The 25,387-nt window shown below is 71.5% G+C and carries 22 protein-coding genes; 16 read left to right on the top strand and 6 right to left on the bottom strand.

Annotation, left to right across the window (positions count from 1 at the left end):
* Positions 1–159 precede the first annotated feature (159 nt).
* On the bottom strand, positions 160–459 hold the full coding sequence (locus NOSIN_RS12025) for a WhiB family transcriptional regulator (protein WP_017588640.1): 300 nt from the start codon (positions 457–459) through the stop codon (positions 160–162).
* 800 nt (positions 460–1,259) lie between these two features.
* Between NOSIN_RS12025 and NOSIN_RS12020 the strand changes: the two genes are divergently transcribed.
* The 6 genes from NOSIN_RS12020 (at position 1,260) to NOSIN_RS11995 (ending at position 8,179) form a co-directional block, all read left to right on the top strand.
* Positions 1,260–1,667, top strand: a complete 408-nt coding sequence (locus tag NOSIN_RS12020; protein ID WP_077690823.1) for a YccF domain-containing protein — start codon at positions 1,260–1,262, stop codon at positions 1,665–1,667.
* A gap of 142 nt (positions 1,668–1,809) precedes the next feature.
* Positions 1,810–3,117, top strand: coding sequence for an AI-2E family transporter (locus NOSIN_RS12015; protein ID WP_171986659.1), 1,308 nt, complete (start codon positions 1,810–1,812; stop codon positions 3,115–3,117).
* Between the two features lie 280 nt (positions 3,118–3,397).
* Entirely contained in the window at positions 3,398–4,996 is a 1,599-nt protein-coding gene (locus NOSIN_RS12010) for an ABC-F family ATP-binding cassette domain-containing protein (RefSeq protein ID WP_077690821.1), read from the top strand.
* 199 nt (positions 4,997–5,195) lie between these two features.
* Positions 5,196–5,402, top strand: a complete 207-nt coding sequence (locus NOSIN_RS12005; RefSeq protein ID WP_073703459.1) for a helix-turn-helix domain-containing protein — start codon at positions 5,196–5,198, stop codon at positions 5,400–5,402.
* Positions 5,403–5,491: 89 nt separating this feature from the next.
* Entirely contained in the window at positions 5,492–6,325 is an 834-nt protein-coding gene (locus tag NOSIN_RS12000) for an enoyl-CoA hydratase/isomerase family protein (RefSeq protein ID WP_077690820.1), read from the top strand.
* A gap of 483 nt (positions 6,326–6,808) precedes the next feature.
* Positions 6,809–8,179 carry a DEAD/DEAH box helicase gene (locus tag NOSIN_RS11995; protein ID WP_227014377.1) on the top strand — a complete coding sequence of 457 codons (1,371 nt, stop codon included), beginning with the start codon at positions 6,809–6,811 and terminating at the stop codon, positions 8,177–8,179.
* A 73-nt stretch (positions 8,180–8,252) separates the two neighbouring features.
* Here NOSIN_RS11995 and NOSIN_RS11990 read toward each other — a convergent pair whose 3' ends face one another.
* Positions 8,253–9,590, bottom strand: a complete 1,338-nt coding sequence (locus NOSIN_RS11990) for an MFS transporter (RefSeq protein ID WP_171986586.1) — start codon at positions 9,588–9,590, stop codon at positions 8,253–8,255.
* Positions 9,591–9,800: 210 nt separating this feature from the next.
* Between NOSIN_RS11990 and NOSIN_RS11985 the strand changes: the two genes are divergently transcribed.
* The 5 genes from NOSIN_RS11985 (at position 9,801) to NOSIN_RS11965 (ending at position 15,831) form a co-directional block, all read left to right on the top strand.
* On the top strand, positions 9,801–11,384 hold the full coding sequence (locus NOSIN_RS11985; protein ID WP_077690818.1) for an alanine/glycine:cation symporter family protein: 1,584 nt from the start codon (positions 9,801–9,803) through the stop codon (positions 11,382–11,384).
* Positions 11,385–11,436: 52 nt separating this feature from the next.
* Positions 11,437–12,159, top strand: a complete 723-nt coding sequence (locus NOSIN_RS11980) for a DUF6518 family protein (RefSeq protein WP_077690817.1) — start codon at positions 11,437–11,439, stop codon at positions 12,157–12,159.
* 103 nt (positions 12,160–12,262) lie between these two features.
* Entirely contained in the window at positions 12,263–13,393 is a 1,131-nt protein-coding gene (locus NOSIN_RS11975) for a permease (protein WP_171986585.1), read from the top strand.
* Complete coding sequence (locus NOSIN_RS11970) at positions 13,390–14,193, top strand: TIGR03943 family putative permease subunit (RefSeq protein ID WP_077690815.1); 804 nt, start codon at positions 13,390–13,392, stop codon at positions 14,191–14,193. Before NOSIN_RS11975 ends, NOSIN_RS11970 begins: the two co-directional genes overlap by 4 nt.
* A gap of 204 nt (positions 14,194–14,397) precedes the next feature.
* On the top strand, positions 14,398–15,831 hold the full coding sequence (locus tag NOSIN_RS11965; protein ID WP_375539643.1) for a sensor histidine kinase: 1,434 nt from the start codon (positions 14,398–14,400) through the stop codon (positions 15,829–15,831).
* A gap of 156 nt (positions 15,832–15,987) precedes the next feature.
* On the opposite strand, the gene NOSIN_RS11960 is transcribed toward NOSIN_RS11965, so the two are convergent.
* Both NOSIN_RS11960 and NOSIN_RS11955 read right to left on the bottom strand, forming a co-directional pair.
* Positions 15,988–17,310: an ABC transporter substrate-binding protein gene (locus NOSIN_RS11960; RefSeq protein ID WP_077690813.1), complete on the bottom strand. Its 1,323-nt coding sequence runs from the start codon at positions 17,308–17,310 to the stop codon at positions 15,988–15,990.
* A 411-nt stretch (positions 17,311–17,721) separates the two neighbouring features.
* Entirely contained in the window at positions 17,722–18,711 is a 990-nt protein-coding gene (locus NOSIN_RS11955; protein WP_227014378.1) for a LysR family transcriptional regulator, read from the bottom strand.
* 219 nt (positions 18,712–18,930) lie between these two features.
* On the opposite strand from NOSIN_RS11955, the gene NOSIN_RS11950 reads away from it, so the two are divergent.
* Complete coding sequence (locus tag NOSIN_RS11950) at positions 18,931–20,088, top strand: acyl-CoA dehydrogenase family protein (RefSeq protein WP_077690812.1); 1,158 nt, start codon at positions 18,931–18,933, stop codon at positions 20,086–20,088.
* Positions 20,089–20,166: 78 nt separating this feature from the next.
* On the opposite strand, the gene NOSIN_RS11945 is transcribed toward NOSIN_RS11950, so the two are convergent.
* Positions 20,167–20,961, bottom strand: a complete 795-nt coding sequence (locus NOSIN_RS11945; RefSeq protein ID WP_077690811.1) for a 4'-phosphopantetheinyl transferase family protein — start codon at positions 20,959–20,961, stop codon at positions 20,167–20,169.
* Positions 20,962–21,063: 102 nt separating this feature from the next.
* On the opposite strand from NOSIN_RS11945, the gene NOSIN_RS11940 reads away from it, so the two are divergent.
* The 4 genes from NOSIN_RS11940 to NOSIN_RS11925 all read left to right on the top strand — a co-directional run bounded on the left by NOSIN_RS11940 (position 21,064) and on the right by NOSIN_RS11925 (position 23,789).
* Entirely contained in the window at positions 21,064–21,243 is a 180-nt protein-coding gene (locus tag NOSIN_RS11940; protein ID WP_077690810.1) for a hypothetical protein, read from the top strand.
* A 53-nt stretch (positions 21,244–21,296) separates the two neighbouring features.
* Complete coding sequence (locus NOSIN_RS11935) at positions 21,297–22,103, top strand: DeoR/GlpR family DNA-binding transcription regulator (RefSeq protein WP_077690809.1); 807 nt, start codon at positions 21,297–21,299, stop codon at positions 22,101–22,103.
* Between the two features lie 121 nt (positions 22,104–22,224).
* A complete protein-coding gene (locus NOSIN_RS11930) occupies positions 22,225–23,040 on the top strand; it encodes a polyprenol monophosphomannose synthase (protein WP_077690808.1) in 816 nt (271 codons plus the stop codon).
* 182 nt (positions 23,041–23,222) lie between these two features.
* On the top strand, positions 23,223–23,789 hold the full coding sequence (locus tag NOSIN_RS11925) for a hypothetical protein (protein WP_236743355.1): 567 nt from the start codon (positions 23,223–23,225) through the stop codon (positions 23,787–23,789).
* Positions 23,790–23,859: 70 nt separating this feature from the next.
* Here the strand turns inward: NOSIN_RS11925 and NOSIN_RS11920 are convergent, their stop codons facing one another.
* Entirely contained in the window at positions 23,860–25,302 is a 1,443-nt protein-coding gene (locus NOSIN_RS11920) for an MFS transporter (protein ID WP_236743465.1), read from the bottom strand.
* Between the last annotated feature and the right edge of the window lie 85 nt (positions 25,303–25,387).

Raw genomic sequence — 25,387 nt, 5'->3', positions numbered from 1 at the left:
GGGAGGCGCGGGAACCGCCGGCGGACGCGGGAGTCGCTGGGGACGAAGACGCGGGCATGAGAAAACCCGCGGCGCCCTCGACGTTCGTCGTCGGGGCGCCGCGGGTTTACTCGGGGGCCGGGGCCACCGGGGAAGATCCGTTGTGCGCGAATACCTCGGCTATGCGGCGTTGGCGCGGCGCATACGGCGACGGCGCTCGGAAGCGCGCTCGTCCTCGTTCAGGCCGCCCCAGGTTCCGTACTTCTCCGGACGCGAGATCGCATAGTCCAGGCAGTCGGTCCGAACAGGGCAGGCCGCACAGATCTCCTTGGCCTTGCGCTCGCGAATCTCCCGCTCCGGCTGGCGTTCGCCGTCCGGGCCGAAGAAGAGCACAAGGTCCTCGCCCCGGCACGCGGCGGCATCCTGCCACCCCCAGCTCGGGCGGGGGCGCAGCGCGGCCTGCCGACGTACCTGAGACATGCTTGAACCACCTCTACTGAAATCACTAGTAAGCTGTCGAAAAAGCTTCAGTCACCAAAAATTGGTCATGCGGCGTGAGCGGCCACCCCGCACGACGCAAACGCCATGGGGGACTGGCGATGTTCCCCGGTGTGTCTGAGACCACGAGAAGCACAGCCTTGCGGCACTGATCCGCCGATGACGGAGTGCTCTCACGCGAACGGCTGCGGAGGCGGTGACGGCCTCCGTCCGAGCCGGTACGTAATCATGCCATCCCCACTCCCGCTCCTGCACGGGGGGTAGGGAAATTACTCGCACAACCGTTACCGAAATCTGATGGCTGTAGAACGATCTACGGTTGTTTGTCCGAGTTTGTCGCAGATCGTCAGATCTGACGTCTTGCGAAGGACACAGCACATCGTATGGTGCGATGTCCCTCCTGCCTAGGGGCTTCTGCTGATGTACCGATCACATTGTGGTCCGCGCGGAGTCCCGGGTTCGAGCCTGACCGTATGTCCTCACCCTCCGTCGCTTCCGGCCGGATGCCCGCAGAGCCCTCCCCCTGCCCTCAGCGCAGCCCCCCACACCTCCCAGGGCCCTTCCGTGCCCCTCGCGACACGCCCGGAGCCGGGCACGGGCCGGTCCCCGCGTCACCCGCCCACATGCGCTGGTGCCCTCTCCCCTAGGGGAAGGACCAGGGGGCGGCGCCGGAACAGGTCGTGGTGCGAAGGCGTCCCAGACGGTAGAAAGCAACGGAAGCGGCCCCTACTTCCGGCCGCGCTCCCGCCAGCGGGACCCGACACAAGGAGGAACGAGACACTGTGGCCCTCTTGCGGCTCGTCCTGAACGTCATCTGGGTGGTCCTCGCCGGGCTCGAACTGGCGATCGGCTATGTCATCGCCGGGATCATCTGCTGCGTCCTGATCGTCACGATCCCGTTCGGGATCGCCTCCTTCCGCATGGCCAGCTACGCCATCTGGCCCTTCGGCAGGGAACTGGTCCGAGACCCCGACGCGGGCGGCGGCAGCACCGTCCTCAACGTCATCTGGGTGATCGTCGCCGGATGGTGGCTGACCATCGGCCATATCGCCGCCGCGATCGCCCTCGCCGTCACTATCATCGGTATCCCCATGGCCTGGGCCTCGCTGAAGATGATCCCCGTCGCCCTCGCACCCTTCGGCAACGAGATCGTCCGCAGCGGCCGCTCCCGGGAGCCCTGGCAGTTCTGACGGCCCCGGCCCCGCGGATCCGGGAGAACCGGAGGGGCCGGTCACGCATCCTCCCCAACACCCCCACGCGGCTGTCGGACCCCAGGCGTCCACCGTGCAACGTCCAGAGAATGGAGTCCATGTGCAAGCCCAACGGCCGGGAGTGTGGGCGCTCCTGAACAAGTGGCTCGCCTCCCGTCGAGCCCGCGCCGAGCGCCTCGCCAGGCTGGAGGCGGAGAAGGAACAGGCCCAGGCCGAGGCACAGAGCGCGAAGGACGGACCGGACGAGCCCCAGCGGTCCAGCGACGACGACCTCCTGCGGTCGATCAGCAACGTGGCCTGGCGGATCCTGATCATCGGCGTGGTGGCGGGCCTGCTCATCTACGCGCTCGTCTACCTGTCGGTCGTCACCCTGCCCGTGATCCTGGCGGTGTTCATCACCGCGCTTCTCATGCCGGTCGCCAACTGGCTGCGCCGCAAGGGGCTGGGCCGGGGCAGCTCGACCGCCATCTCCCTCCTGACCGGGCTCATCGTGTTCGGCGGCGTGATCTCGCTGATCATCACGCCCGCCATCCAGGGCTTCGGCCCCCTCGTGGACAGCGTCACCAGCGCGGTGGGCGAGCTCCAGAACATCCGGGTGCCCTTCGGGCTCGACCCGGCGCTGTTCACCGACATGATCGACGACGCCTGGGGACAGATCCAGGGCATGATCACCCAGAACCAGGACCAGCTGCTCAGCGGCGCCTGGACCGCGACCTCGGCGGTGATCTCGGTCCTGGTCGGCATCGTCCTGATCATCGCCCTGACCGTGTACTTCGTGCACTCGGGCGACCAGCTCATGGACTGGTTCCTCACCCTGCTGCCGCCCCGCTCCCGTCCGGGCCTGAGCCACGCGGGCGACGTCGCCTACGGGGTGATGGGCCGCTACGTGCGCGGTGTGGCGGCGGTCGGCTTCTTCGACGCCGTCGGCATCGGCATCGTCCTGGTCATCGTCCTGGACATCAACCTGGCCATCCCGCTGATCGTGCTGACCTTCGTCGGCGCCTTCCTGCCGATCATCGGCGCCTTCGTCACCGGTCTGCTCGCCGCCATGGTGGCGTTCGTGACCGAGGGCTGGATCGTCGCCGTGATCGTGGTCGGCGCCGTGGTCGTGGTGCAGCAGCTGGAGAGCAACGTCTTCGCGCCGCGCATCTACGGCGCGTCCCTCGACCTGCCCTCGCCCATAGTGCTCATCGCGATCTCCGTCGGCGCCGTCGTCGGCGGGGTCCCGGGGATGTTCCTGGCCACCCCGGTGGTCGCCGTGCTGGCCGCGCTGCTGCGCAACCGCCCGCCCGCCGTCGAGGACGAGCTGTCGGACGGATCCGAGGACGCCGCCCAGGAGCAGGAGAAGGCGGGCGACACGGTCGTGGTCGGAACCGACGGGGAGAACGCGAGGGGCGGCGGGTCCACCCCCGCCGACACCACGGAGTAGGCCGACACCGCGGGGGAGGGGGAGGGGCGCCGCCGGGGCGATGACCGGCGGCGTCCCTCCCCCCGTCCGTCGCCGGGGAATGCGCCGCGCCCCCGTCCCGTTGGCCGAAAGGGTGTCCGCGTCCCGCGGAAGCGGGGAAACCCCTCGTGTCCTCCCCCACCTGTGCCGTTAGTCTGGGTCGGTTGGCCCGAGGCGAGCGCGTGGAAGAGCCGTGCCCCCACGCCGCACACGCGCGCCCGGCCGTACCGAACCGTTCCGCCACTCTTGAGGAAGCCCCACCATGCTGATCGCCACCGACCTCGAACTGCGCGTCGGTCCTCGACTCCTGTTGGAGCCGACCACCTTCCGTGTCGCCGCAGGGGACCGGATCGGACTGGTCGGCCGCAACGGTGCGGGCAAGACCACGATGACCAAGGTGCTGGCGGGCGAGGGCCTGCCCACCGGAGGCACGGTCACCTCCTCGGGCAGCATCGGCTACCTGCCCCAGGACCCGCGCACCGGCGACCTGGACGTGATCGCCCGGGACCGGGTGCTGTCCGCGCGCGGCATCGACGAGGCCTTCCGGGGCCTGCGCGAGGCCGAGAAGAAGATGGCCAGCACCGACACCAAGACCCGCAACAAGGGCGTGCGCGCCTACTCGCGCTGGGACGAGCGGCTGCACGTCCTGGGCGGATACGCCGCCGAGGCCGAGGCCTCCGCCATCGCCTCCAGCCTGGGCCTGCCCGACAAGGTGCTCTCCCAGCCGCTGCACACGCTCTCGGGCGGCCAGCGCCGACGGATCGAGCTGGCGCGCATCCTGTTCAGCGGCGCGGACACACTGCTGCTGGACGAGCCCACCAACCACCTGGACGCCGACTCCATCGCCTGGCTGCGCGACTTCCTCAAGTCCCACCAGGGCGGGCTCATCGTGATCAGCCACGACGTGGAACTGGTCGAGCACGTGGTGAACAGGGTGTTCTACCTGGACGCCAACCGCAGCGTCATCGACATGTACAACATGGGCTGGAAGCTCTACCAGCAGCAGCGCGAGGCCGACGAGCGGCGGCGCAGGCGCGAGCTCGCCAACGCCGAGAAGCAGGCCGACACCCTGCGCAAGCAGGCGGACAAGTTCCGGTCCAAGGCCACCAAGGCGCGCGCCGCCCAGCAGATGCTCAACCGGGCCGACCGCCTCCTGGACGGTGTGCAGGGAGTACGCAAGTCCGACAAGGTGGCCAAGCTGCGCTTCCCCGACCCGGCGCCCAGCGGCCGCACGCCGCTCATGGCCGAGGGGCTCTCCAAGTCCTACGGCTCCCTGGAGATCTTCACCGGGGTGGACCTGGCCATCGACCGCGGCAGCCGCGTGGTCATCCTCGGCCTCAACGGCGCGGGCAAGACCACCCTGCTGCGGCTGCTGGGGGACGTCGAGAAGCCCGACACCGGCCGGGTCATCCACGGCCACGGGCTCAAACTCGGCTACTACGCCCAGGAGCACGAGACCCTGGACGTGAACCGGAGCGTGCTGGAGAACATGATGAGCGCGGCCCCGGATCTGCCGGAGGTGGAGGCGCGGCGCACACTCGGATCGTTCCTGTTCACCGGCGACGACGTGGACAAGCCCGCGAGTGTGCTCTCCGGCGGTGAGAAGACCCGGTTGGCCCTGGCCACGCTGGTGGTCTCCAGCGCCAACGTGCTGCTGCTCGACGAGCCCACCAACAACCTGGACCCGGCCAGCCGCGAGGAGATCCTGGGAGCACTGCGCAGGTACAAGGGCGCGATCGTGCTGGTCACCCACGACGAGGGCGCGGTGGAGGCGCTCCAGCCCGAGCGGGTCATCATGCTGCCCGACGGCGTGGAGGACGTGTGGAACGCCGAGTTCGAGGACCTCATTGCGCTGGCGTGAGGCGGTGGCGCCGACCGACGCCCAGTGCGTCGGGAGGTTCACCTCCCTCCTTTCGGGTCGGTGATTACTGCGTTCCGAAACCGGGTTTGGGAACGCAGTACCCCGTGTGACGCCGGAAGATGTGGCGGAGCGAGAGCGGGATGCCTGATCATGAAGGGGTTTCCGCGAAGGGTGACCGAACGACTCGGAGGAGTGATCCGTGAACGACGTGCCGGGAAAGGGCAGGCGGTTGGTGGGAGCCGACCGCTCCGAACTCGCCGCCCAGCTCAAACGCCGCTACGAGGCGGGGGAGAGCATCCGCATGCTGGCGGCGGCCACGGGGCGCTCCTACGGCTTCGTCCACCGGCTGCTGAGTGAGGCCGGGGTGGACCTGAGGGGCCGTGGCGGAGCCACACGCAAGGCGTGATCCTCCGGCGCGCGGGCCCCGGCCCGCGCGCCCCTCTCGGTTACTGATGAGTAATATCCTGGGTGATACCGAACACGACGGAGGAACCCATGACACAGGCGTCGAACGGCCCCACGCTGCCGCCCACCGAGGAGGAGCTCTCCCGGGCCCGGCTCGAACTGGTGGTGGAGGGCCCGGTCGCCCGCGTCACCATCAACTGCCCCGAGCGCCGCAACGCGATGACCGGACGCACGTGGACCACGCTGGCCCACATCGGCCAGACCCTCCCCGAGGATGTCCGAATCGTAGTGATCTCCGGGAAGGGTGACATCTTCTCCGCCGGAATCGACCTCGGCATGTTCAGCCCCGAGGGCGTCGACGGAGAGCGCTCCATGGTCTCGGGCCTGGCCGACGGCACCTCCACCGAGGCCGAGGTCCAGGACTACATCGCCGGCCTGCAGGAGGGCTTCCTCTGGCTGCGCCGCCCCGACCTGGTCACGATCGCCGCCGTACGCGGCCACGCCGTCGGAGCGGGCTTCCAGCTGGCCCTGTCCTGTGACCTCCGCGTCCTGGCCGACGACGCCCAGCTGTGCATGAAGGAGCCCGCCCTCGGCCTGGTTCCCGACCTCACCGGCACCAAGCCCCTCGTCGACATCGTCGGGGTCCACCGCGCCGTCGAGATCTGCCTGACCGCACGCCGCGTCGGCGCGCAGGAGGCGCAGGCGCTGGGCCTGGCCGAGCTCGTCGTCGCCTCCGACGAACTCCCCGGCGCCGTGGACGACGCCGTCGCCGCGCTGCTCGCCACCGACCGCGAGGCCGCCACCGCCACCAAGGCCCTGCTCCAGCAGGCGGCGGGCAACACGCTCCAGCAGCAGGCCGCGGCCGAGCGCGGGGCCCAGGTGGGCCGGCTCGCCGCCCTGGCCCGGGGAGCGGCCGGGCGCTAGACCCGTCGGCGCCCGTGCGCGCGGGACCCGTGCGCACGGGCGGGGCCTCCACCGGCGGCCGGACCCTCGTCGGCGGCCGGGCCGCCACCTGCGGGAAGGGATCTCCGACAGGTTCGGCAGCGGTGCGGAGAGACCCGTATCACCGGCGGAAAACAGGGGTCCGGTCCCCGTCGCGAGACGATTTCTAGTAGGCTTTCGGAAGCGGTCGAGACATGCCGCGCGCATCCGAGCGCGCCGAGGCCGCGCAAGACGCGGAGAGCGTGTCGACCCGGTCGGCACCACTCTTACCCGAGAGTTGCTCGTCCCCCACAGCAGTGTGGAAATCGCGAGCTCAGGAGCCCCGCACCATGCAGGGGCCCGCTTCCGCGTGTGATCAGGCGCGTTTGTGTGATTTCTTCGCTGGCCCGGCCGTGTGGAGCCTTCCTCGAAACGCTGCCAAACGATGAGGAAGGTATACGTCACTTGACGACGGACACTGCCGTAATGCCTGCTTTCGACACGCTGGGGCTTCCCCAGGACATCGTCGGAGAGTTGGCCAAGAACGGTGTGACCACCCCGTTCCCGATCCAGGCCGCCACCATCCCCGATGCTCTCGAGGGCCGCGACGTCCTCGGCTGCGGCCGTACCGGATCGGGTAAGACCCTGGCCTTCGGCCTGCCGGTCCTCGTGCGCGCCGCCGAGCGCCGCGCCGCCTCCAGGCGCCCCCGGGCCCTGATCCTGGTGCCCACCCGCGAACTGGCCCACCAGGTCCGCGACGCCCTGCGCACCTACGCCCGCATCGTGGGAGCGCGCGTGGGCGACGTGGTCGGCGGCAGCTCCTACACCCGCCAGATCAACGAGCTGCGCCGCGGTGTCGAGGTCCTGGTCGCCACTCCCGGTCGTCTCAGCGACCTCATCGACCAGGGCGTCTGCGACCTGGGCGACGTGGAGGTCTCGGTGCTCGACGAGGCCGACCAGATGTGCGACATGGGCTTCATGCCGCAGGTCAGCGAGCTCCTGGACCAGGTGCGCCCCGGGGGGCAGACCCTGCTCTTCTCGGCCACGCTCGACGGCGACGTCGACAAGCTGGTCCGCAAGTACATGACCGACCCGCGGACCCACTCCGTGGACCCGCCGGTCTCGCAGGTCACCGCGATGGAGCACCACCTGCTCAAGGTGCTGCCCCGCGACAAGAACAAGATCGTCACCCAGATCGCCGCCCGTGACGGCCGCACCCTCCTGTTCGTGCGCAGCAAGTACCGCGCGGACAGCATCAGCGAGCAGTTGGCGGCGGCGGGCGTGCCCTCCGCCTCCCTGCACGGCGGAAAGACGCAGAGCGTGCGCACCCGCACCCTCGCCAAGTTCCGCGAGGGCAAGATCCAGGCCCTGGTCGCCACCGACGTCGCCGCGCGCGGCATCCACGTCGACGGCATCGACATGGTCGTCAACATCGACCTGCCCACCGGGCACAAGGACTACCTGCACCGCGGCGGCCGCACCGCCCGCGCGGGCGCCTCCGGCCTGGTGGTCTCCCTGGTCGCGCCCAACCAGCGCCGCCTGGCCCGCCGCCTTCTCGGTGACGCCGGCGTCGAGGCCAAGCAGCACCTGGTCAACCCCGGTGACGAGCTCCTCTCCGAGGTGACCGGAGCCAAGGAGCCCTCCTGGGAGCCGTGGATCGAGCCGCCGGAGCCCGTGCGCGACCGCCGTGGCCGTGGCGGCCCCCGCCGCGGTGGCGGCGGCTACCGCGGGGGTTACCGCGGCGACCGCAGCGGTGGCGGACAGCGCGGCGGCGGCTACCGCGGCGAGCGCCGTGACTCCGGTCCCCGCGGCGGCGGTCCGCGCCGCGGCGACCGCTACGACTCCGCTCCCCGCTAGGCGGCGGCAGAACGCGAACGGGCCCGGGCCCGGCAGGTGGCACCTGCCGGGCCCGGGCCTTTTCCGGGGTTGGTCACTTCTCTCGGACACCGGCGACCCGGCGCAGGTCGCTGCCCCGGGTCTCGCGGGCGAACGCGACGGCGACCAGGGTGATCGCGCACATCGCCGCCACGTACAGCGCGATCGGCGTGCTGGTGCCGAACGAGGCCAGCAGCGCGGTCGCGACCAGCGGTGCCACTCCGCCCGCCACGATCGACGCCAGCTGGTATCCCACCGACGCGCCCGAGTAGCGCACCCGGGTGCTGAACAGCTCGGAGAAGAAGGCCGCCTGGGGGCCGTACATGGCGCCGTGCAGGACCAGCCCCACCGTCGCGGCCAGCGTCACCGCCCCGAAGGTGCCCATGTCGATCAGCGGGAAGAACGCGAACGCCCAGACTCCCATGCCCGCCGCGCCGATGGCCGTCACCGGCCGCCGGCCGATCCGGTCCGACAGGGCGCCCCAGGCGGGGATGGTCACCAGGTGCACCGCCGAGGCGGCGAGCACCGCGTTGAGGACCTGGCCGTTGGGCATCTGCGCCTGCTGGGTGGCGTAGACCAGGATGAACGCGGTGACGACGTAGTAGGACACGTTCTCGGCCATGCGCACGCCCATGGCCACCAGCGCCTCGCGCCAGTGGTCGCGCAGCACGCCCAGGATCGGGGCGCGCTCGGGCCGGGCCGAGACCGCGGCCTGCTCACGCGCGTCGCGAAAGACCGGGGACTCGCTCACCGCCAGGCGGATCCACAGGCCGACGAGCACCAGCACGCCCGAGATCAGGAACGGGATGCGCCAGCCCCAGTCGAGGAAGGCCGATTCGCTCATCACCACGGCCAGGACCGCCAGCACGGCGGTGGCCAGCAGGTTGCCGCCCGGCGCGCCCGCCTGCGGCCAGGACGCCCAGAACCCCCGGTTGCGCGGGCTTCCGTGTTCGGAGACGAGCAGGACGGCGCCGCCCCACTCGCCTCCCAGGGCGAATCCCTGGACCACCCGCAGCAGCGTCAGCAGCAGCGGCGCGAACACGCCGACCGCCGCGTAGGTCGGCAGCAGGCCGATCGCGAACGTGGCGCCCCCCATCATCAGCAGGCTGACGACCAGTAGCTGTTTCCGGCCGATCCGGTCTCCGAAGTGGCCGAAGACCAGGCCTCCCAGGGGGCGGGCGACGAACCCCACAGCGTAGGTCGTGAACGCCAGCATGGTGCCGATCAGGGGGTCGGACTCGGGGAAGAAGACGTGGTTGAAGACGAGGGCGGCCGCCGAGCCGTAGAGGAAGAAGTCGTACCACTCGATCGTCGTGCCTATGAGGCTGGCGGCGACCACGCGGAGGAACGGGGACCTGCGCCGGCCGGACGCGGAGGAGGTGTTCTGCTTCATGCCGGAACCGTAGGGAGCGCCGGCGGGACTGGCCATGGCCGCCTCCACCACAGGTCGTGGCGCGATCATGTGCCCACGGCGGGTTGTTGTTCCGTTACGGTCCTTTGCCCTTCCTTCGCGTGTCCGTCCGGGGCTCACCGCGGGTGGCGTGCGAGGTTGCGGGATGGCCCCGATCCGCCCGGGGCGTCCTGGCCGCACGAAGGGGAGCGCGTGAACGTCCTCAACGACGCCATCGTCGCCGTCAACGACGTCTTCTGGAGCTACTTCCTCATCCCGCTCCTGATCATCCTGGCCGTCTACTTCACGCTGCGCTCGGGGATCGTGCAGCTACGCCTGCTCCCGGAGATGTTCCGAGTCATCCGCAGCGCCCCCGGGATCGCCCCCGACGGCCAGAGGGAGATCTCCTCCTTCCAGGCCTTCGCCGTCTCGGCGGCCTCCCGAGTGGGTACCGGCAACATCGTCGGCGTGGCCACCGCGATCGTCCTCGGCGGCCCCGGCGCGGTGTTCTGGATGTGGGCGATGGCCGCGCTGGTGGGATCGGCGGCGTTCGTGGAGTCCACCCTCGCCCAGCTCTACAAGGTGCGCACCAGCACCGGCTTCCGGGGCGGCCCCGCCTACTACATGAAGTACGGGCTGGAGAGCCGGTGGATGGGCGTGCTGTTCGCCGTCGTCATCACCGTGACCTTCAGCCTGGTGTTCAACACGGTGCAGGCCAACAGCATCACCTCCGCCGTCTCCGCCTCCGTGGGCGCCCTGGGCGGATCTCCCGGGCTGCTGCTGTCGACCGTGATCGGCCTGGCCCTGGCGGGCCTGACCGCACTGGTCATCTTCGGCGGCATCCGGCGTATCGCCCACGTGGCGCAGGGCCTGGTCCCTCTGATGGCGATCCTCTACATCCTGATCGGCCTGTACGTGGTGGTCGTCAACATCGGCGAGCTCCCCCGGGTCGTCGGCGACATCTTCGCCTCGGCCTTCGGGGTACGCGAGTTCGTCGCCGGGGGAGTGGGCACGGCGATCGTCCAGGGGATGCGGCGCGGCATGTTCTCCAACGAGGCGGGCCTGGGCTCGGCGCCCAACGCCGGTGCCACCGCCTCGGTCTCCCACCCGGCCAAGCAGGGACTGGTGCAGACCCTGGGCGTGTACTTCGACACCTGGCTGGTGTGCTCGGTGACGGCCTTCATCGTCCTGCTCGGCGACCCCGACTTCGGAGGGGAGCCGGGCGTCCAGGTCACCCAGAACGCGCTGGAGGCCAACCTGGGGGAGTGGGCGATCCACGCGCTCACGGTCATCCTCTTCCTGCTGGCCTTCACCTCCGTGCTGGGCAACTACTACTACGGCGAGACCAACCTGCTGTTCCTGGACAGCACCCCCAGGCACATGACCTACTTCCGCTACGCGGTCCTGGCCGCGGTGTTCCTCGGCTCGGTGGCCCCGCTGACCCTGGTGTGGAGCCTCGCCGACGTCTTCATGGGCGTCATGGCCACCGTCAACCTGCTGGCGTTGGCACCGCTGTCGGCGACCGCCTTCCGACTGCTGGCCGACTACAGCCGCCAGTTGCGCAACGGGCTGGACCCCCAGTTCACGCTCTCCAAGATGCCCCAGTTGCGGAACGTGGAGTGCTGGGGGCCGGCCTCCGGCGCCCTGCCCGAGGACGTCCAGCGATCCGAGGGCGAGGCGCCCTCCGACCCGGGCCTGGACGCGGCCGACCGGGAGCGGGCCGCGGAGGAGGAGACCGGCCGGGAGCGGTCCGACGGGGACGAAGGCCCCGAGGAGGAGGGGCCGCGGGAGCCCTAGGGGCCCGCCGGGGCGGGGAACCGGGGCCCCGGCACGGAGCGATAGCGAGGACATGCAGAAGGTATCCGCCACCCCCCGCGCCCCCTCTCCCCGCATGGCCGCCCTGGCCGCCCTGGCCGGGCCCGCCCTGGGCGCACTGAGCCTCCTCGGGGCGGTCGTGCTGCCCTGGCCGGTCTGGACGCTGTTCCTCGACGCGTCCGCCGGCTGGTGCTTCGTGGTGATCCTGCTGGGCATGTGGGCGGGAACCCGGCTGCGTCCCTGGCAGGTGCCGGTCTCCGGGGCCGTGGCCCTGCTGGGCGCCGTGGTGTGCTACTACGCCGTGGCGGCGGTCCTCACCGACGGACCGGGCGCCCTCCCCGACCTCGCGGCGTGGCTGTTCCCGGCCTGGCCGTGGCTGCTGGCCGCGTGCGTGGCCGGTCCGCTGCTGACCGGGGCCGGGGCGTGGATCCTCGACGAGCGCCGGTCGCGCCGCCTCGCGGGACTCGGCCTGGCAGGAGGGGTCTTCCTCGCCGACGCGCTGCTCCCGGTGCTGGACTGGGCGCACTTCCGGCTGGTGTCACCGGAGACGCCCCTGCCGCTCTCCCCGGTCCCCATGTTCGTCCAGTCCGGGGTCTACACGCTGGTGGGCGTCGCACTCGTCCTGGTGATGGCCCGCGTGCCGGGGGACCGGCCACGCGCGCTCGCGGCGACAGTGCCCGCGGGCCTGGTGTGGTACGTGGGTGTGTGGGGAGCGCAGAAGGTGATGTTCCTGTCCGGGACGGGCCATCTCGGCTGACGCCGGGAGCCGGCCGTCCACCGGTCGGAGTGGGATGCCCACGGGCGAAAACGATTTTCGGTACTATGCCTCCAGTTCTCGCCCGACCACCCGGAGTACCACCGTGCCCGACCGGACGACGTCCGACGCCGCCCCTGATCCAGCCGAGCCCGGCTTCGGCCCGGCCCCCGACCCCGCACCCGCCTCCACTACCTCCACCGCCTCCCTCGGCGACACGCTCGTCGGGGGATGGGACGACCGGGGCGGGGAGCTGCCCCCCGAGGACTGGGGGCGCGACGGGGGGCGGCGCAGGACCGGGACGGTCTGGCTGTTCGCCCTGTTCATCACCCTGATGGCGGTGGGGCACGCCTGGCTGTCCGACCAGCTCACCAGCCAGGCCTTCCTCGCGTGGGCCACCATCTTCACCGCGATCAGCTTCCAGGCGCTGCCCTTCCTGGTCTTCGGGGTGGCGCTGTCGGCCGCGCTCACCGCGTTCGTCCCGACCTCGGTCTACCAGCGGCTCATCCCCTCCAGGCCCAGCCGCGCGGTACCGGTGGCCGGTGTCTCCGGAGCGCTGCTGCCCGGATGCGAGTGCGCCTCGGTCCCCATCGCCGGAAGCCTGATGAAGGGCGGGGTGGCGCCCGCCGCCGCGCTGACCTTCCTGCTGGCGGCGCCCGCCATCAACCCGATCGTCATGATCGCCACCGCGGTGGCCTTCGCGGGACAGCCCGAGATGGTGCTGGCCCGGTTCACGGCCTCCCTGCTGACCGCCGTGGTCGTCGGGTGGGTCTGGGTGCGCTTCGGCCGCGCCGACTGGCTGCGCCTGCCCTCCCACGCCCACACCCCCGGCGACTCCCGGTGGAAGGTCTTCCGCGAGTCGATGCTGCACGACACGATGCACGCGGGCGGCTACCTCGTGGTCGGCGGCCTGGCCGCCGCCACCCTCAACGTCATGGTGCCGCGCGAATGGCTGCTGACGGTGGCCGGGCTCCCGGTCGTCTCGGTGCTCGTGCTCGCCGTGCTCGCCATCCTGCTGTCCATCTGCTCCGAGGCCGACGCGTTCGTCGCGGTCAGCCTCACCGACTTCTCGCCCACCGCCAAGCTCGCGTTCATGGTGATCGGTCCGATGATCGACCTCAAGCTCATCGCGATGCAGGCGGGGGTGTTCGGCTGGCGCTTCGTGGCGCGCTTCGCGCCGCTGTGCCTGCTGGTCGGACTGCTCAGCACGTTCCTGATCGGAGGCCTGGTCCTGTGAACCGTATCGCCCAGGGGCTCACCCTCGTGCTGCTCGGCGCCGCCGCGCTGACCAGCACCGTGGCCACGGACCTGTACCTGAACTGGGTCAAGCCGAGTTTCGGCCCCTTCCTCATCGCCGCGGGCGTGGTCATGGCGGTACTCGGCGTCCTCGTCATCGCGGCCGAGCTTCGGGGGGAGAGGAAGGAGGCGGTCACCGGCGGAGGGGCCGAAGGAGCCGAGGGGGCCGGGCAGGCGGATCCCGGAGCCCACCACGGCCACGCCGACGGGCACGGACACGACCACTCCCGCGCGCCCGGGGTGGCGTGGCTGCTCCTGCTGCCCGTGCTCGCCGTCTTCGTCGTCGCCCCGCCCGCGCTGGGCTCCTACACCGTGGAGAGCACCGCCGGTTCCTCCGGCCCGCCGCCGGAACAGCCCCGCTCGGGCCGGTTCGACGACGAGCTGGCGGAGGCGGTTGCGGGCGAGGTCGTCGAGATGGACATCCGCCAGTTCGTGATGCGCGCCTGGGTGGACGAGGAGCGCGAGATGGCCGGGCGCGAGATCGAGCTGACCGGGTTCGCGGTACCCGCATCCGAGGGTGAGGGGTGGTACCTGGCGCGCCTGCAGATGTCCTGCTGCGCCGCCGACGCCATCGTCAACAAGGTCCGTGTCCTGGGCGAGCCCGCGCCGGAGACCGACACCTGGTGGACGGTGCGCGGCACGTGGGTCGAGCCCGAGGGCGAGATCTCCGAGGTCAGCGAGCACGAGTTCGAGGCCCTGGAGATGGAGGAGGTCACCGACCCGCCGGACCCCTACGAGTAGCGCGCGGGGGACGGCCTGGGAAGGGGCGGTCCGGGGAAGGGCGCAAGGCCCGGGAGGCCGCCGGGAGCCCGTACGGCCCCTCCGGGAGTCCGGGGATCCCCGTCCGAGACCTCCTGGAAGCGGACGTTGGTCCTCTCATGTCCGCTGTTCGCCACACCGCCGACGTTTCGACGGATGACAGAGCCCCCGGGTGACAATGGGCGGGTGCCAGGACGGAGGGATGGACTCAGGAGGGCGTGGGGCCGGATACGCCCGCACTCGATCCGTGCCCAGGTCACCTTCGGCGCGGTCATGGTGCTGGTACTGGTCCTGGGACTGGACCTGTCCCTGACCACCTTCCTCATCCGCGAGGCGGTCGTGGAGCAGGTCCGCGACATGGCCGCCGAGGAGGTCCGTGAGGTATCCGAGTACATCGAGTCCGAGCGCTATCCCGGAGCGATCCCGAACGGCGGGCCCGTCCTGCGGTTCCAGGTCATCGCGCGCGGCACCGACGAGGTGCTCGCCTCCAGCAGGGCCCTGGACGACGCACTCCCGTTGACCGCCGAACGCCCCACCCCCGACGAACCGTGGATGGACACCACGGTCTGCGTGCCGGAGCGGGGCGTTGAGTCCGAGACCTGTCTGCTGGTGGTGGGCCACGCCGTCGACGGCACGGCCTACGGAGACGTCGTCGTCCTGGCCGCGGTCGTGATGCCCCCGATCGTGGTCACCCACACGCTGGAGGCCACGCTGCTGGGGATGTCGTGCGTCCTGATCCCCACCATCGGACTGGTCATCTGGTACGGGGTCGGCCGCGCGCTGCGCCCGGTGGAGGAGATCAGCGCACGGCTGGACGCCCTCTCCGCCAAAGAGCTGCACATGAGGTTCCCGGTACCCACGAGCCAGGACGAGATCGCCCACCTGGCCCGTACCGCCAACGCCGGTCTGGGGAGGCTGGAGGAGGCCGTCACCAGGCAGCGGCGGTTCGTCTCCGACGCCTCCCACGAGCTGCGCAACCCCATCGCGGGGATGCGGACCAAGCTGGAGGTGGAGCTCTCCGACCCCGACCCCGACCCCCGGATGCGCGAGCTGCTGCTCACCGGCCTGCTGTCGGACACCGAGCGGCTGGAGAACATCGTCAACGACCTGCTCGAACTCGCCCGCCTGGACGCCGGCACCGCCCTGAAGCGGGAGAGGGTGGACCTGACCGCCCTGGTCGAGGAGGAGTTCGTGGACCGGCGCCGCCACCCCGACCTGACGGTGCACTCCTCGGGGCCGGTCCACGCGGAGATCGGCCGACTGCACGCGACCCGTGTCCTCACCAACCTGATCGCCAACGCGCAGCGGCACGCCAGGTCGCGTATCGACGTCATCGTTCGCCGCGAGGAGGGCTTTGCCGTGGTGGAGGTGCACGACGACGGCGGGGGGATCCCCGCGGGAGAACGGGAGCGGATCTTCGAGCGCTTCGCGCGGCTGCGGGAGTCGAGGGAGCGCGATCCCGGCGGCAGCGGCCTGGGCCTGCCGATCTCGCGGGAGATCGCGCGCGGTTACGGGGGCAGCCTCGTGGCCGGGCACAGCGAGCTGCTCGGCGGAGCGGCGTTCGTCCTCCGCGTCCCCGAGTACTCCGAGGCCGTCGACGCGGAGGGAGGCCCCGGGTAGCCGGGGCCCGCGTGGCCGGACTTCCCGAGCGGCCGGGCCCCGACCCGTGCGGGTGCTTTGTGCCGTGCGGGCCTCCGGCACGGATACGGCCGCGTTCTTCGGGGCGCGGCCGGGACCGGCGCCGCCTCCGCGCGGCACCGCGCACCCGGAGGCCCGCTACCCGCCGCTGCCGTTGCCGAACAGGGCCACCTCGTCGGGAGAGGGGCGGTCCATCTCGAAGGGGAGGACCTCCCCGCCGGCGCTGTCGGTGACCATGGGCTCCTGGAGGATCTCGGGCTTCTCGCCGGCGCGGTGCCGCACCACCATGACCCCGGTGTAGCCGCTGTGGTCCTCCTCGGTGGCCGCGAACGGGACCAGGCCCGGTCCCCTCCACTCATGGGAGTTCAGGGTGTCGAGCAGCTTCTGGCGGGTCAGGTCGGGCCCGGCCTTCATCAGTACCTGGGCGAACAGGGTCGCCTGCACCATGCCGTAGACGGTGGTGTCGGTGAAGGGCGTCCCGGAGTTGTACTTCTCGTGGAGCTCCAGGAAGAACCTGGTCCAGGGGTCATCGCTCTGGGTGACCATCGGCAGGAACGCGGTGATGATGAGGCCGTCGGTGAAGGCCTCGGGCGGCACGTCCTCCGCGGGGGTGCCCTTCGCGTACTCCTCGATGAGGCCGGTGATGACCTTCACGTCGCCCCCGAAGCTGGGCGCCACCCACTGCGGCGTGTAGCCGATGGCGGTGGCCTCCAGGATGGCCAGTCCGAGGAAGGCGGGGATGCAGTAGCAGACGGCGACGTCGGCGCCGGAGTCCTTGAGCTCCTTGACCTGTCCCGCGAGTTCGGGGACGCCGGGGTCGTAGGACTCCCAGGCCACGATCTCCTCGGTGAGGTACTGCTCGATCCCCGCGTGGGAGGAGGGGCCCACGTCGTCGTTCTGGTAGAGCAGGCCGACCTTGTCTCCGGGGAACTCCTCGGAGATGAACTTGCCCTGGATCTTGGCCTCCCTGGTGTAGTCGACCTGGAAGCCGTAGCTGTAGGGGTAGACCTCGGGCTGGTCCCAGGCCAGGGCGCCGGAGGAGACGAAGAGGTCGGGGACGTGCTTCTCGTTGAGCTCGTCGATCACGGCCTGGTGGGTGGGGGTGCCCAGGCCGCCGAGCATCGCGAAGATCTCGTGGTCCTCGATCAGGCTGCGGGTGGACTTCAGGGTCTGAGCGGGGTCGAACGAGTCGTCCTGGACCTGGTACTCGATCCGGCGGCCGTGGATCCCGCCGTTGTCGTTGATGTAGTCGAACACGGCACGGGCGCCGGTGGAGACGTGGCGAAAGCCCGGAGAGGCCGCCCCGGTGAGGGGCTGGTGCGTGCCGATGACGATGGCCTCGTCGGAGACCCCCATGGTGTCGGCCTCCGTGGCGGCGTCGTCCGAGCCCTCACCGTTGGAGCAGGAGGCGAGGAGGACCGCGACGGCCAGTGTCGAGGCGAGGATTCTCAGTGGTCGCATGATGGTGTCCTGGACTCGTTCGTCTTGTCGGGACAGACGCGAGGGCGCCCGGGGGGATGGAGGTACGTGGTATGGAGAGGGCGGCGGGGGTCTACCTACTCACCAGTACGTCACTGCGTAGACACTGTACGCGTGTCAACCGACGCCGCAAACCGACCAGTAGGTCTGCATAAATGGTGTCGGATGTAAAAGAAGCGGGAATGCCGGGTTTCAGTGCGTTCGCGCGCTAATTGTGGTGTGGGTCACGGTCCCGTTGTGGAGCGGAGAACCGACTGGAGCCGGGGCCTCGCGCATGGGGCGGTGAGGGCGCGCGCCTTTTCGGGACGCGAAAGGAAAGACACCTTCCCTCGCGTCTCTTACGTGGTTCTCCGCGCGAATTCCATTTCGCGGGGCGACCGGTACGCGGCCGGGTCAGCCGGCGGGAGCGTCGGACGCGCGGCCGCCGCGGTGGTTTCCCAGCGCCTCGACGGGCACGGGGGTGCCCTCCGGCGGGACGGGGGACAGCGCGCGGGACGAGCCGCGCAGGATCTCGCGGGCCAGCCGGGCGATGCTGTCGGAGACCTGGTGGACCGGGCCGTCGCGCCGCCAGACCAGCAGGTGGCGCAGTTGGATGGGCGCGCCCTCCAGGGGGCGGACCACCACACCCGCGTCGGTGTCGAAGTCCGACTGGCACGGCGCGACGGCCCGGCGGTCGGCGATGAGGTCGTGGATCTCGGAGCGGTCGTAGAGCCGGTAGGGCACCTCGGGGGTGAACCCGGCCCGCTGGCAGGCGAGGTAGAAGCACTCGGGCCAGCCGGTTCCGTCCGGCGGGGTGAGCGCCCACGGGGATCCGGACAGGTCGCCCAGGCGGACCAGCGGCCGGTCCGCCTGGGGGTGGTCGGCCCACAGCGCCACGTGCAGCGGTTCCACCGAGAGCATCGCCCAGGACAGGGGGCCGTCCGTGGACAGGTCGCGGTCCACGTAGTCGATCGTGGTCCCCAGGTCCAGGCGGCCCGCGCGCACCAGGTCGGTGACCAGCTTGGGGGAGTACTCCGTACGGACGTGGACGGGCACGTTCGGGAACACCTCGGGCAGGCGGGCCGACAGTTCTATGGTCAGCGGCCCCACCCCGCCCGCGCGCAGTGTGGCGGGAGAGGCGCCGCGCGCGGTGATGTCGTGGAGCAGGTCGTCCATGGACAGCAGGACCGAACGTGCGCGGACCAGTACGAACTCACCCAGCTCGGTGGGGCGGACGCCGGAGCGGCCGCGGTGGAACAGCGGTCCGCCGACCTCGCGTTCGATCCGCTGGAGCTGGGTGGTCAGCGCGGGCTGGGACGTGGAGAGCGCGGCGGCCGCCTTGGTCACACTGCCGGTGTCAGCCAGGAGGCAGAGGGTGCGCAGATGGCGGAGTTCGAGGTCCATGCGTGGAATCTAGGACGGGGAGGGGCCTCGTGTACAGACACGCCGTCCCCGCGGTCGGGGAGGAGCACGCTGTCCAACGGATCGGCGGCCCGCGCCCCGGCTGTCGAAACCAGGACGTCGGGCAGGCCGGCTTGTGGGGTAGGGTGCCCTGCGTCACCATATAGTTGGACGTCCTACTAGATCCACATGCTGGACAGTCCGAAAGCGCGGGAGAAGCCCATGACGGTCGAACGCACGCTGCACACCCCCGAGGCGAAGCAGCTCCTGGAACTGACCCGGGAGATCGTGGACAAGGAACTCACCCCGCGTGCGGCCCATGACGAGGAGGGCGGCCTCTTCCCGCGCGACGTCTTCGGCGTGCTCGGCGGGTCGGGACTGCTCGGACTGCCCTACCCCGGCGAGTACGGCGGCGGCGACCAGCCCTACGAGGTGTACCTCCAGGTGGTGGAGGAACTGGCCCGCGGCTGGCTGGCGGTCGGCCTGGGCGTCAGCGTCCACTCCCTGTCCTGCTACCCCGTGGCCGCCTTCGGCTCCGAGGAGCAAAGGGCCGCACTCCTGCCGGACATGCTCGGCGGCGACCTCCTGGGCGCCTACTGCCTGTCCGAGACCGCCTCCGGTTCGGACGCCGCCGCCATGACCACCCGCGCCGAGCGCGTCGGGGACGGGTACCGGATCAACGGCGCCAAGGCCTGGATCACCCACGGCGGCCGGGCCGACTACTACACGCTCTTCGCCCGCACCGGCGCCCCCGACTCCGGATCCCACGGCATCAGCTGCTTCCACGTCCCGGCCGGCGCCCCCGGCCTGGACTCCGCGGCTCCCGAACGCAAGATGGGCATGAGCTCCTCGCCCACGGCGGGGGTGCTCTTCGACGACGTCCGGATCGGCGCCGACGCCCTGGTCGGGGAGGAGGGCAGGGGGTTCGGCATCGCCCTGGCCGCCCTGGACTCGGGGCGCCTGGGCATCGCCGCCTGCGCCGTCGGCCTCGCCCAGGCCGCCCTGGACGCCGCCGTCGCCTACTCCCGCGAACGCCGCCAGTTCGGCAGCGCCATCGGCGACTTCCAGGGCCTGGGCTTCATGCTCGCCGACATGGCCACCCAGGTCGCCGCCTCCCGCGAGCTCTACCTGGCCGCCGCCCGCCTGCGCGACGCCGGACGCCCCTTCGGCAAGCAGGCCGCCATGGCCAAGCTCCTGGCCACCGACACCGCGATGAGGGTCACCACCGACGCCGTGCAGGTCTTCGGCGGCTACGGCTACACCCGTGACTTCCCCGTCGAGCGCTACATGCGCGAGGCCAAGGTGCTCCAGATCGTGGAGGGCACCAACCAGGTGCAGCGCCTGGTCATCAGCCGCCACCTGGCCCGCGAGGGCGGCTGAGGGGCGCCGCCGGGAGAGGGCGCGCCGGCGCGTCGGCGGCGGGCCGGGAGGCCTCCCCGCCGACCGGGGATCCGGGCCTCAGACGCCTCCCGGCCAGGAGCGCAGCAGCCTGGCGGTCTCCTCGTGGGGACGCACCGCCAGTTCCACCGGGCGGTCGGTCAGCACGGCCAGCGCCGACCGGTACTCCTCCCCCCGCTCCAGGTCCAGCAGAGCCGCCGCCTCCGGGCCGCCGCCACCGGCCCAGGACAGCAGTTCGGGTTCGGCGTCCACCGGGCTCACCAGGACACGGCGCAGACCGCCAGACAGTCCCAGACCGGTCGCCTTGAGCAGGGCCTCCTTGCGTGCCCAGTAGCGGAAGAAGGCGCCGACCCGGTCGGCGGGGGAGAGGCGCTCCCAGGCGCGGCGCTCCGGGTCGCCCAGGGTGTAGGCCACCAGGCCCTCCAGGTCGCGGGCCGCGGAGACGCGTTCGACGTCCACGCCCACGGGCACGCCGGAGGCCATGGCGAGCGCGACCCACTCGCCCGAGTGGCTGACGGAGACCTCCCACCCCTCGGCGGGGCCGGTGGGGTGCGGCTTGCCGTGGGGCCCCTGGCCGGTGCCCGCGCCCTCATCGGCACCCGTGCGCTCCTTCTCCTCACAGGAACGGCAGCGCAGGGCGAAGGTCACCTTCTCGGGCGGGCACCCGGCACGCTCGGCCAGCAGCAGCCGGGCCGTGGCGCGGCCCAGCAGGTGCCGGTCGCGGTCGGCCTGGTGGCGGAAGCGGGAGTTGCGGGTGAGCTCCTCCTCGTCGAGCAGGCGCAGCAGGCGGTCGTCGGCGGCGGAGGTGTGGGCCCACCAGACCTCGGTGGCCAGTGGTGCCGGATCGGGCTTCATACCCCCATTGTGGCGTGATCTTTCCCGTGTCCGGTGGTGTGAGGTCAACCGAAACCGGGAATTTGGTTATTGGCAGGTCAGCCCGTCCCCTGGGAGGCCCATATGTCCGTCGTGGTGCTGTTCGGAGTGGGAGCACTCATCGGCCTCGTGGCGCTCACGGTAGTCGTCATCGTCACCCTCCTCATGGAGAGACCGGAGTCCGCCGCGGAGGAGACCCCCTCGGAGCCCTCGGACACCGCCGAACCGGCGCGGGCCCCCACCCGGGACGGTTCCGTAGTCTAGGAACCGCGCGGGACCACCGCCCGTGCCGGGACCAAGCACGGAAAGTGGGCCGCATGTCCGAGGAGAGCCGTCCGGCGTTCGCCGCCGAACGCCGGGAGCGCATTCTCGAACTCGTGCGCGCCAACGGCACCATGTCCCTGCGCGACATCGCCACCAAGGTCCGCGCCTCGGAGGTCACCATCCGCCGCGACGTGCGCGCGCTGGAGGCCGAGGGGCTCGTCGACCGGCGCCGGGGCGGGGTCGCCCTGCCGGGGCGCATCGGCCACGAGCAGAGCTACTCCGGCAAGAGCGGCCAGTGCGCCGCGGAGAAGGCCGCCATCGCCGTGGCCGCGGCCCGCCTGGTCCGCCCCGGCGACGCCGTCACCATCGGTCCCGGCAGCACCACCGAGGCCCTCGCCCGCGAACTCCTGAACCGCACCGACCTGACCGTGGTCACCAACTCCCTGCGCGTGGCCGACGTCCTGTCGGGGGCGACCGGAGTCGAGGTGGTCGTGACCGGCGGTACGCTGCACGGGCCCGTCAGGGCGCTGGTCGGGGCCGCCGCGGAGCAGAGCCTGGCCGGACTGCGCGTCAACCGGGCCTTCCTCTCCGGCAACGGGGTCAGCGCCGACCGCGGTCTGAGCACCCCCAACCCGGCCGTGGCCAGTGTGGACCAGGCCCTGGCGGCCTGCGCCGAGGAGACCATCGTCCTGGCCGACCACACCAAGATCGGTGCCGACACCATGGTGCCCACCGTCGCCCCCGAGGAGATCGCCCACCTGGTCACCGACAGCAGCGCCGACCCCGAGGTGCTCATGACACTGGAGGAGACGGGCGCCCTCGTCCACGTCGCCGTGGTCGTCGGGGAACGGGGGCAGTGAGGAACAGCGGACGCGACGTCCTCCTCCCGGCGGACACCGGGAGCGCATACCCTACCGTTCACACCCGTCACGGGGCCGACGTCCACCACGCGGTCCCGATCCGCCCCAGGAGCCGCCGCGCATGTCCTCCCAGCCGACGCCCCAGCACTCGCCTTCCGAACCCGTGCGCGTCACGCCGGAACCCGTGGCGCTCCCCGGGGCCTGGGCCGGTTCCCGGCTCACGGTGGTCGTGCCCACCTACGACGAGGCGGACAACCTGCCCGCGCTGGTGGGACAGCTCATGGCCCTGGACCTGCCCCGCCTGCGGGTCGTGGTCGTGGACGACAACTCCCCGGACGGCACCGGGGAGATCGCCGAGAAGCTCTCCGTCGAGCACGCCGGACGCGTCGGTGTCATCCACCGCACCAGCAAGGACGGACTGGGCCGCGCCTACGTCGCGGGCATGACCCGCGCCCTGGAGGAGGGCGCCGAGTACGTGGCGCAGATGGACGCCGACCTCAGCCATCCCGTGGGCTACCTCCCCCAGTTGCTCGGCACCCTGCACTCCACGAACGCGGGTGTGGTGATCGGCAGCCGGTACGTGCCCGGCGGCAGCCTGTCCGAGCAGTGGGGGCGCAGCCGCCGCATCCTCAGCGGCTGGGCCAACGCCTACGTCAAGACCGTGCTGTCCATGCCCGTGCGCGACGTCACCGCGGGCTTCAAGCTCTGGCGGGCCTCGGCGCTGCGCACCCTGGACCTGCCCAGCATCGAGAGCACCGGCTACACCTTCCAGGTGGAGATGCACTACCGGGCCTACCGGCGCGGCCAGAAGATGGTGGAGATCCCCATCCACTTCGAGGACCGCGCCGCCGGCCAGAGCAAGCTCGACGGGGCCGTCGCCCTGGAGGCCGCCCTGCGCCCCCTGCTCCTGCGCCGCTCCGAGCGCGCCCGCCGCTAGGGCCGCCGGTGCGCGTGGACGAGACCGCGCACCGGAGGATCCCACCGCCTCCACCCCTTCGGCGGCCTGTCCGCGCACGCCGGAGGCCTCGGCTCCTTTCGCGCGCCCGTGTTTTTCGGCCGGAAAGTTGACATACGCGGGACGGTTTGGGGCAGCGGACTAACGAGGGAAGGGGGGAGACAGTGACTGAAGAGCCCTTTGACGAGAAGACCGGCTCGGGCGACACTGATGAGCCCTACGACGTGGACACCGACATGGGCGACGACCCCGAGCTGAGCAAGGCCGTCGCGCGGGAGCGGCGGATCGAGCCGGACTACGGCATCCAGGAGTACGACTTCGTGGACCCCGAGACGCCGGGAACCGACAGCTCGGCTCCCCGGGGCATCGACGAGGCGGTGCGCTCCGAGCGCAGCGACCTCTACCCGCGCGAGAACTGGGGCGGGGAGACCCGCAGCGCGGAGCAGGAGGCCGTGCACGAGGTCGACAACACGGACGCGCCCGACACCGGCGAGGGGGCGGCCGTCAGGAGCGAACACCCCGTCAGGCCGTACGAGCACCCGGCGGACACGCCCCACGGCGAGCGGGACGACGAGCGCGACCGGACCACCGACACGTCCGGCTACGTTCCCGACGCCGAGGATCCGAGGGACACCGGCACCCCGGACACCGGGGCCCCGAAGGACACCCGCGCCGCGGATCCCGGAGCCGAGGACACCGAGATCCCCGGCACCGGCACCCGGGACGTCTGATCCCCGCTCCGGTGGCTCCGTGGGGTGACCGGCGGTCCGGCCGCCGCGGACCTCCCGGAGCCACCGGAGCCTACTCCCCGGCTCTGGAGCCCGGGCACGAGCGCAGCGGCGGCCCCGAGGCCCCGCAGAACCGCGGGGGCGGCTCCGCGGCGGGCGGCTCCGCCTTCTCCGCGGCCTCCGGCATCCGCCCGCACGGCAGCGCCAGAGCGCACAGCGAGGCCGACGCACACAGGCCCGCCAGTATCAGCATCGCCGGACCGAAGCCCTGCGCGAGCGCCTCGGGACCACCGTTGGCCCCCGCGCTCCCACCACCGGTCCCGCCGATCCCGGCGAGCACCGGGACCGCGGCCACCCCGATCAGCTGGGCGCCGCGCGCGAGGGTGTTGTTCACCCCCGAGGCCAGGCCAGCGTGCCGCTCGGACACCGACGCCAGCACGGTCGCCGTCAGCGGCGCCACCGTCGTCGACAGCCCCAGCGCCACCAGCAGCACACCCGGCAGCACACCCGTCAGGTAGGGCGCCTCCGGCTCCAGCCGCGACAGCAGCACGAACCCCGCCGCCAACAGCAGCGGGCCCGCGAACAACTGCGGCCGGGGACCGATCCGGGCCGCGAGCCTGCCCGACCCCGCCGAGAGCGCCAGCATCATGAGCGTGATCGGCAGTGAGGCCGCCCCCGCCGCCACGGGAGAGTAGCCGCCCACCTCCTGCAGGTGGATCACCAGCAGGAACAGCAGTGGCCCCAGGGACCCGTAGATCAGCACCGTCGCGGCGTTGGTCGTGCTGAAGGCCGTCGAGGAGAAGACCCCCAGCGGCAGCATCGGGTTCCGGCTGCGCGCCTCCACCAGCAGGAACCCCGCCAGGGCCAGCACACCCAGCGCCGCCGCGGTCCACACGCCCGGTGCCGCACCCACCGCGCCCCACTGGATGAGCGCGTAGGTGATCCCGCCCAGCGCGGCCACGCCCAGCAGCGCCCCCGGGTAGTCCAACCGCCCGGAGGCGTCGGCGTCGCGCGACTCGGGCACCCTGAACCAGGCGATCGCCAGCACCGCCGCCGCGACGGGCAGGTTGATGAGGAAGATCAGCCGCCAGTCGCCGACCTGCACCAGCCAGCCGCCCACGAAGGGCCCCACCGCCGCGGCCACGCCCGTCAGCCCCGACCACGCCCCGATCGCCCGCGCCCGGTCCTGCTCGCGAAACCCCGCCTGGAGGATCGCCAGGCTTCCCGGCGTCAGCAGCGCTCCGCCCACGCCCTGCGCCACACGTCCCGCGACCAGCCATCCCAGGGTCGGCGCGAACGTGCACAGCGCCGACGCCAGAGCGAACACCGCCACTCCGACCATGAACAGGCGCACCCGGCCGAACCGGTCCGACAGCGAACCGCTGAGCAGGATCAGCGCGGACAGCGTCACCATGTAGCCGTTGACGATCCACTGCAATCCCGACAGCCCCGTGTCCAGGTCGTCCTGGACGGCGGGCAGCGCCACCGTCACCACGGTCGAGTCCAGGAAGGCCATCCCCGAACCGAGCACCGTGGCCGTGAGCGTCCACCGGGCCGTGGCCGTTCCCCACACCACCCCGCCCGCCGGGGCCGGTACCGAA

The organism is Nocardiopsis sinuspersici (assembly GCF_001998325.1).
Lineage (GTDB): Bacteria > Actinomycetota > Actinomycetes > Streptosporangiales > Streptosporangiaceae > Nocardiopsis > Nocardiopsis sinuspersici.
Note: the sequence above shows the minus strand (reverse complement) of the source record. Positions and strands in the feature narration are given on the sequence as shown.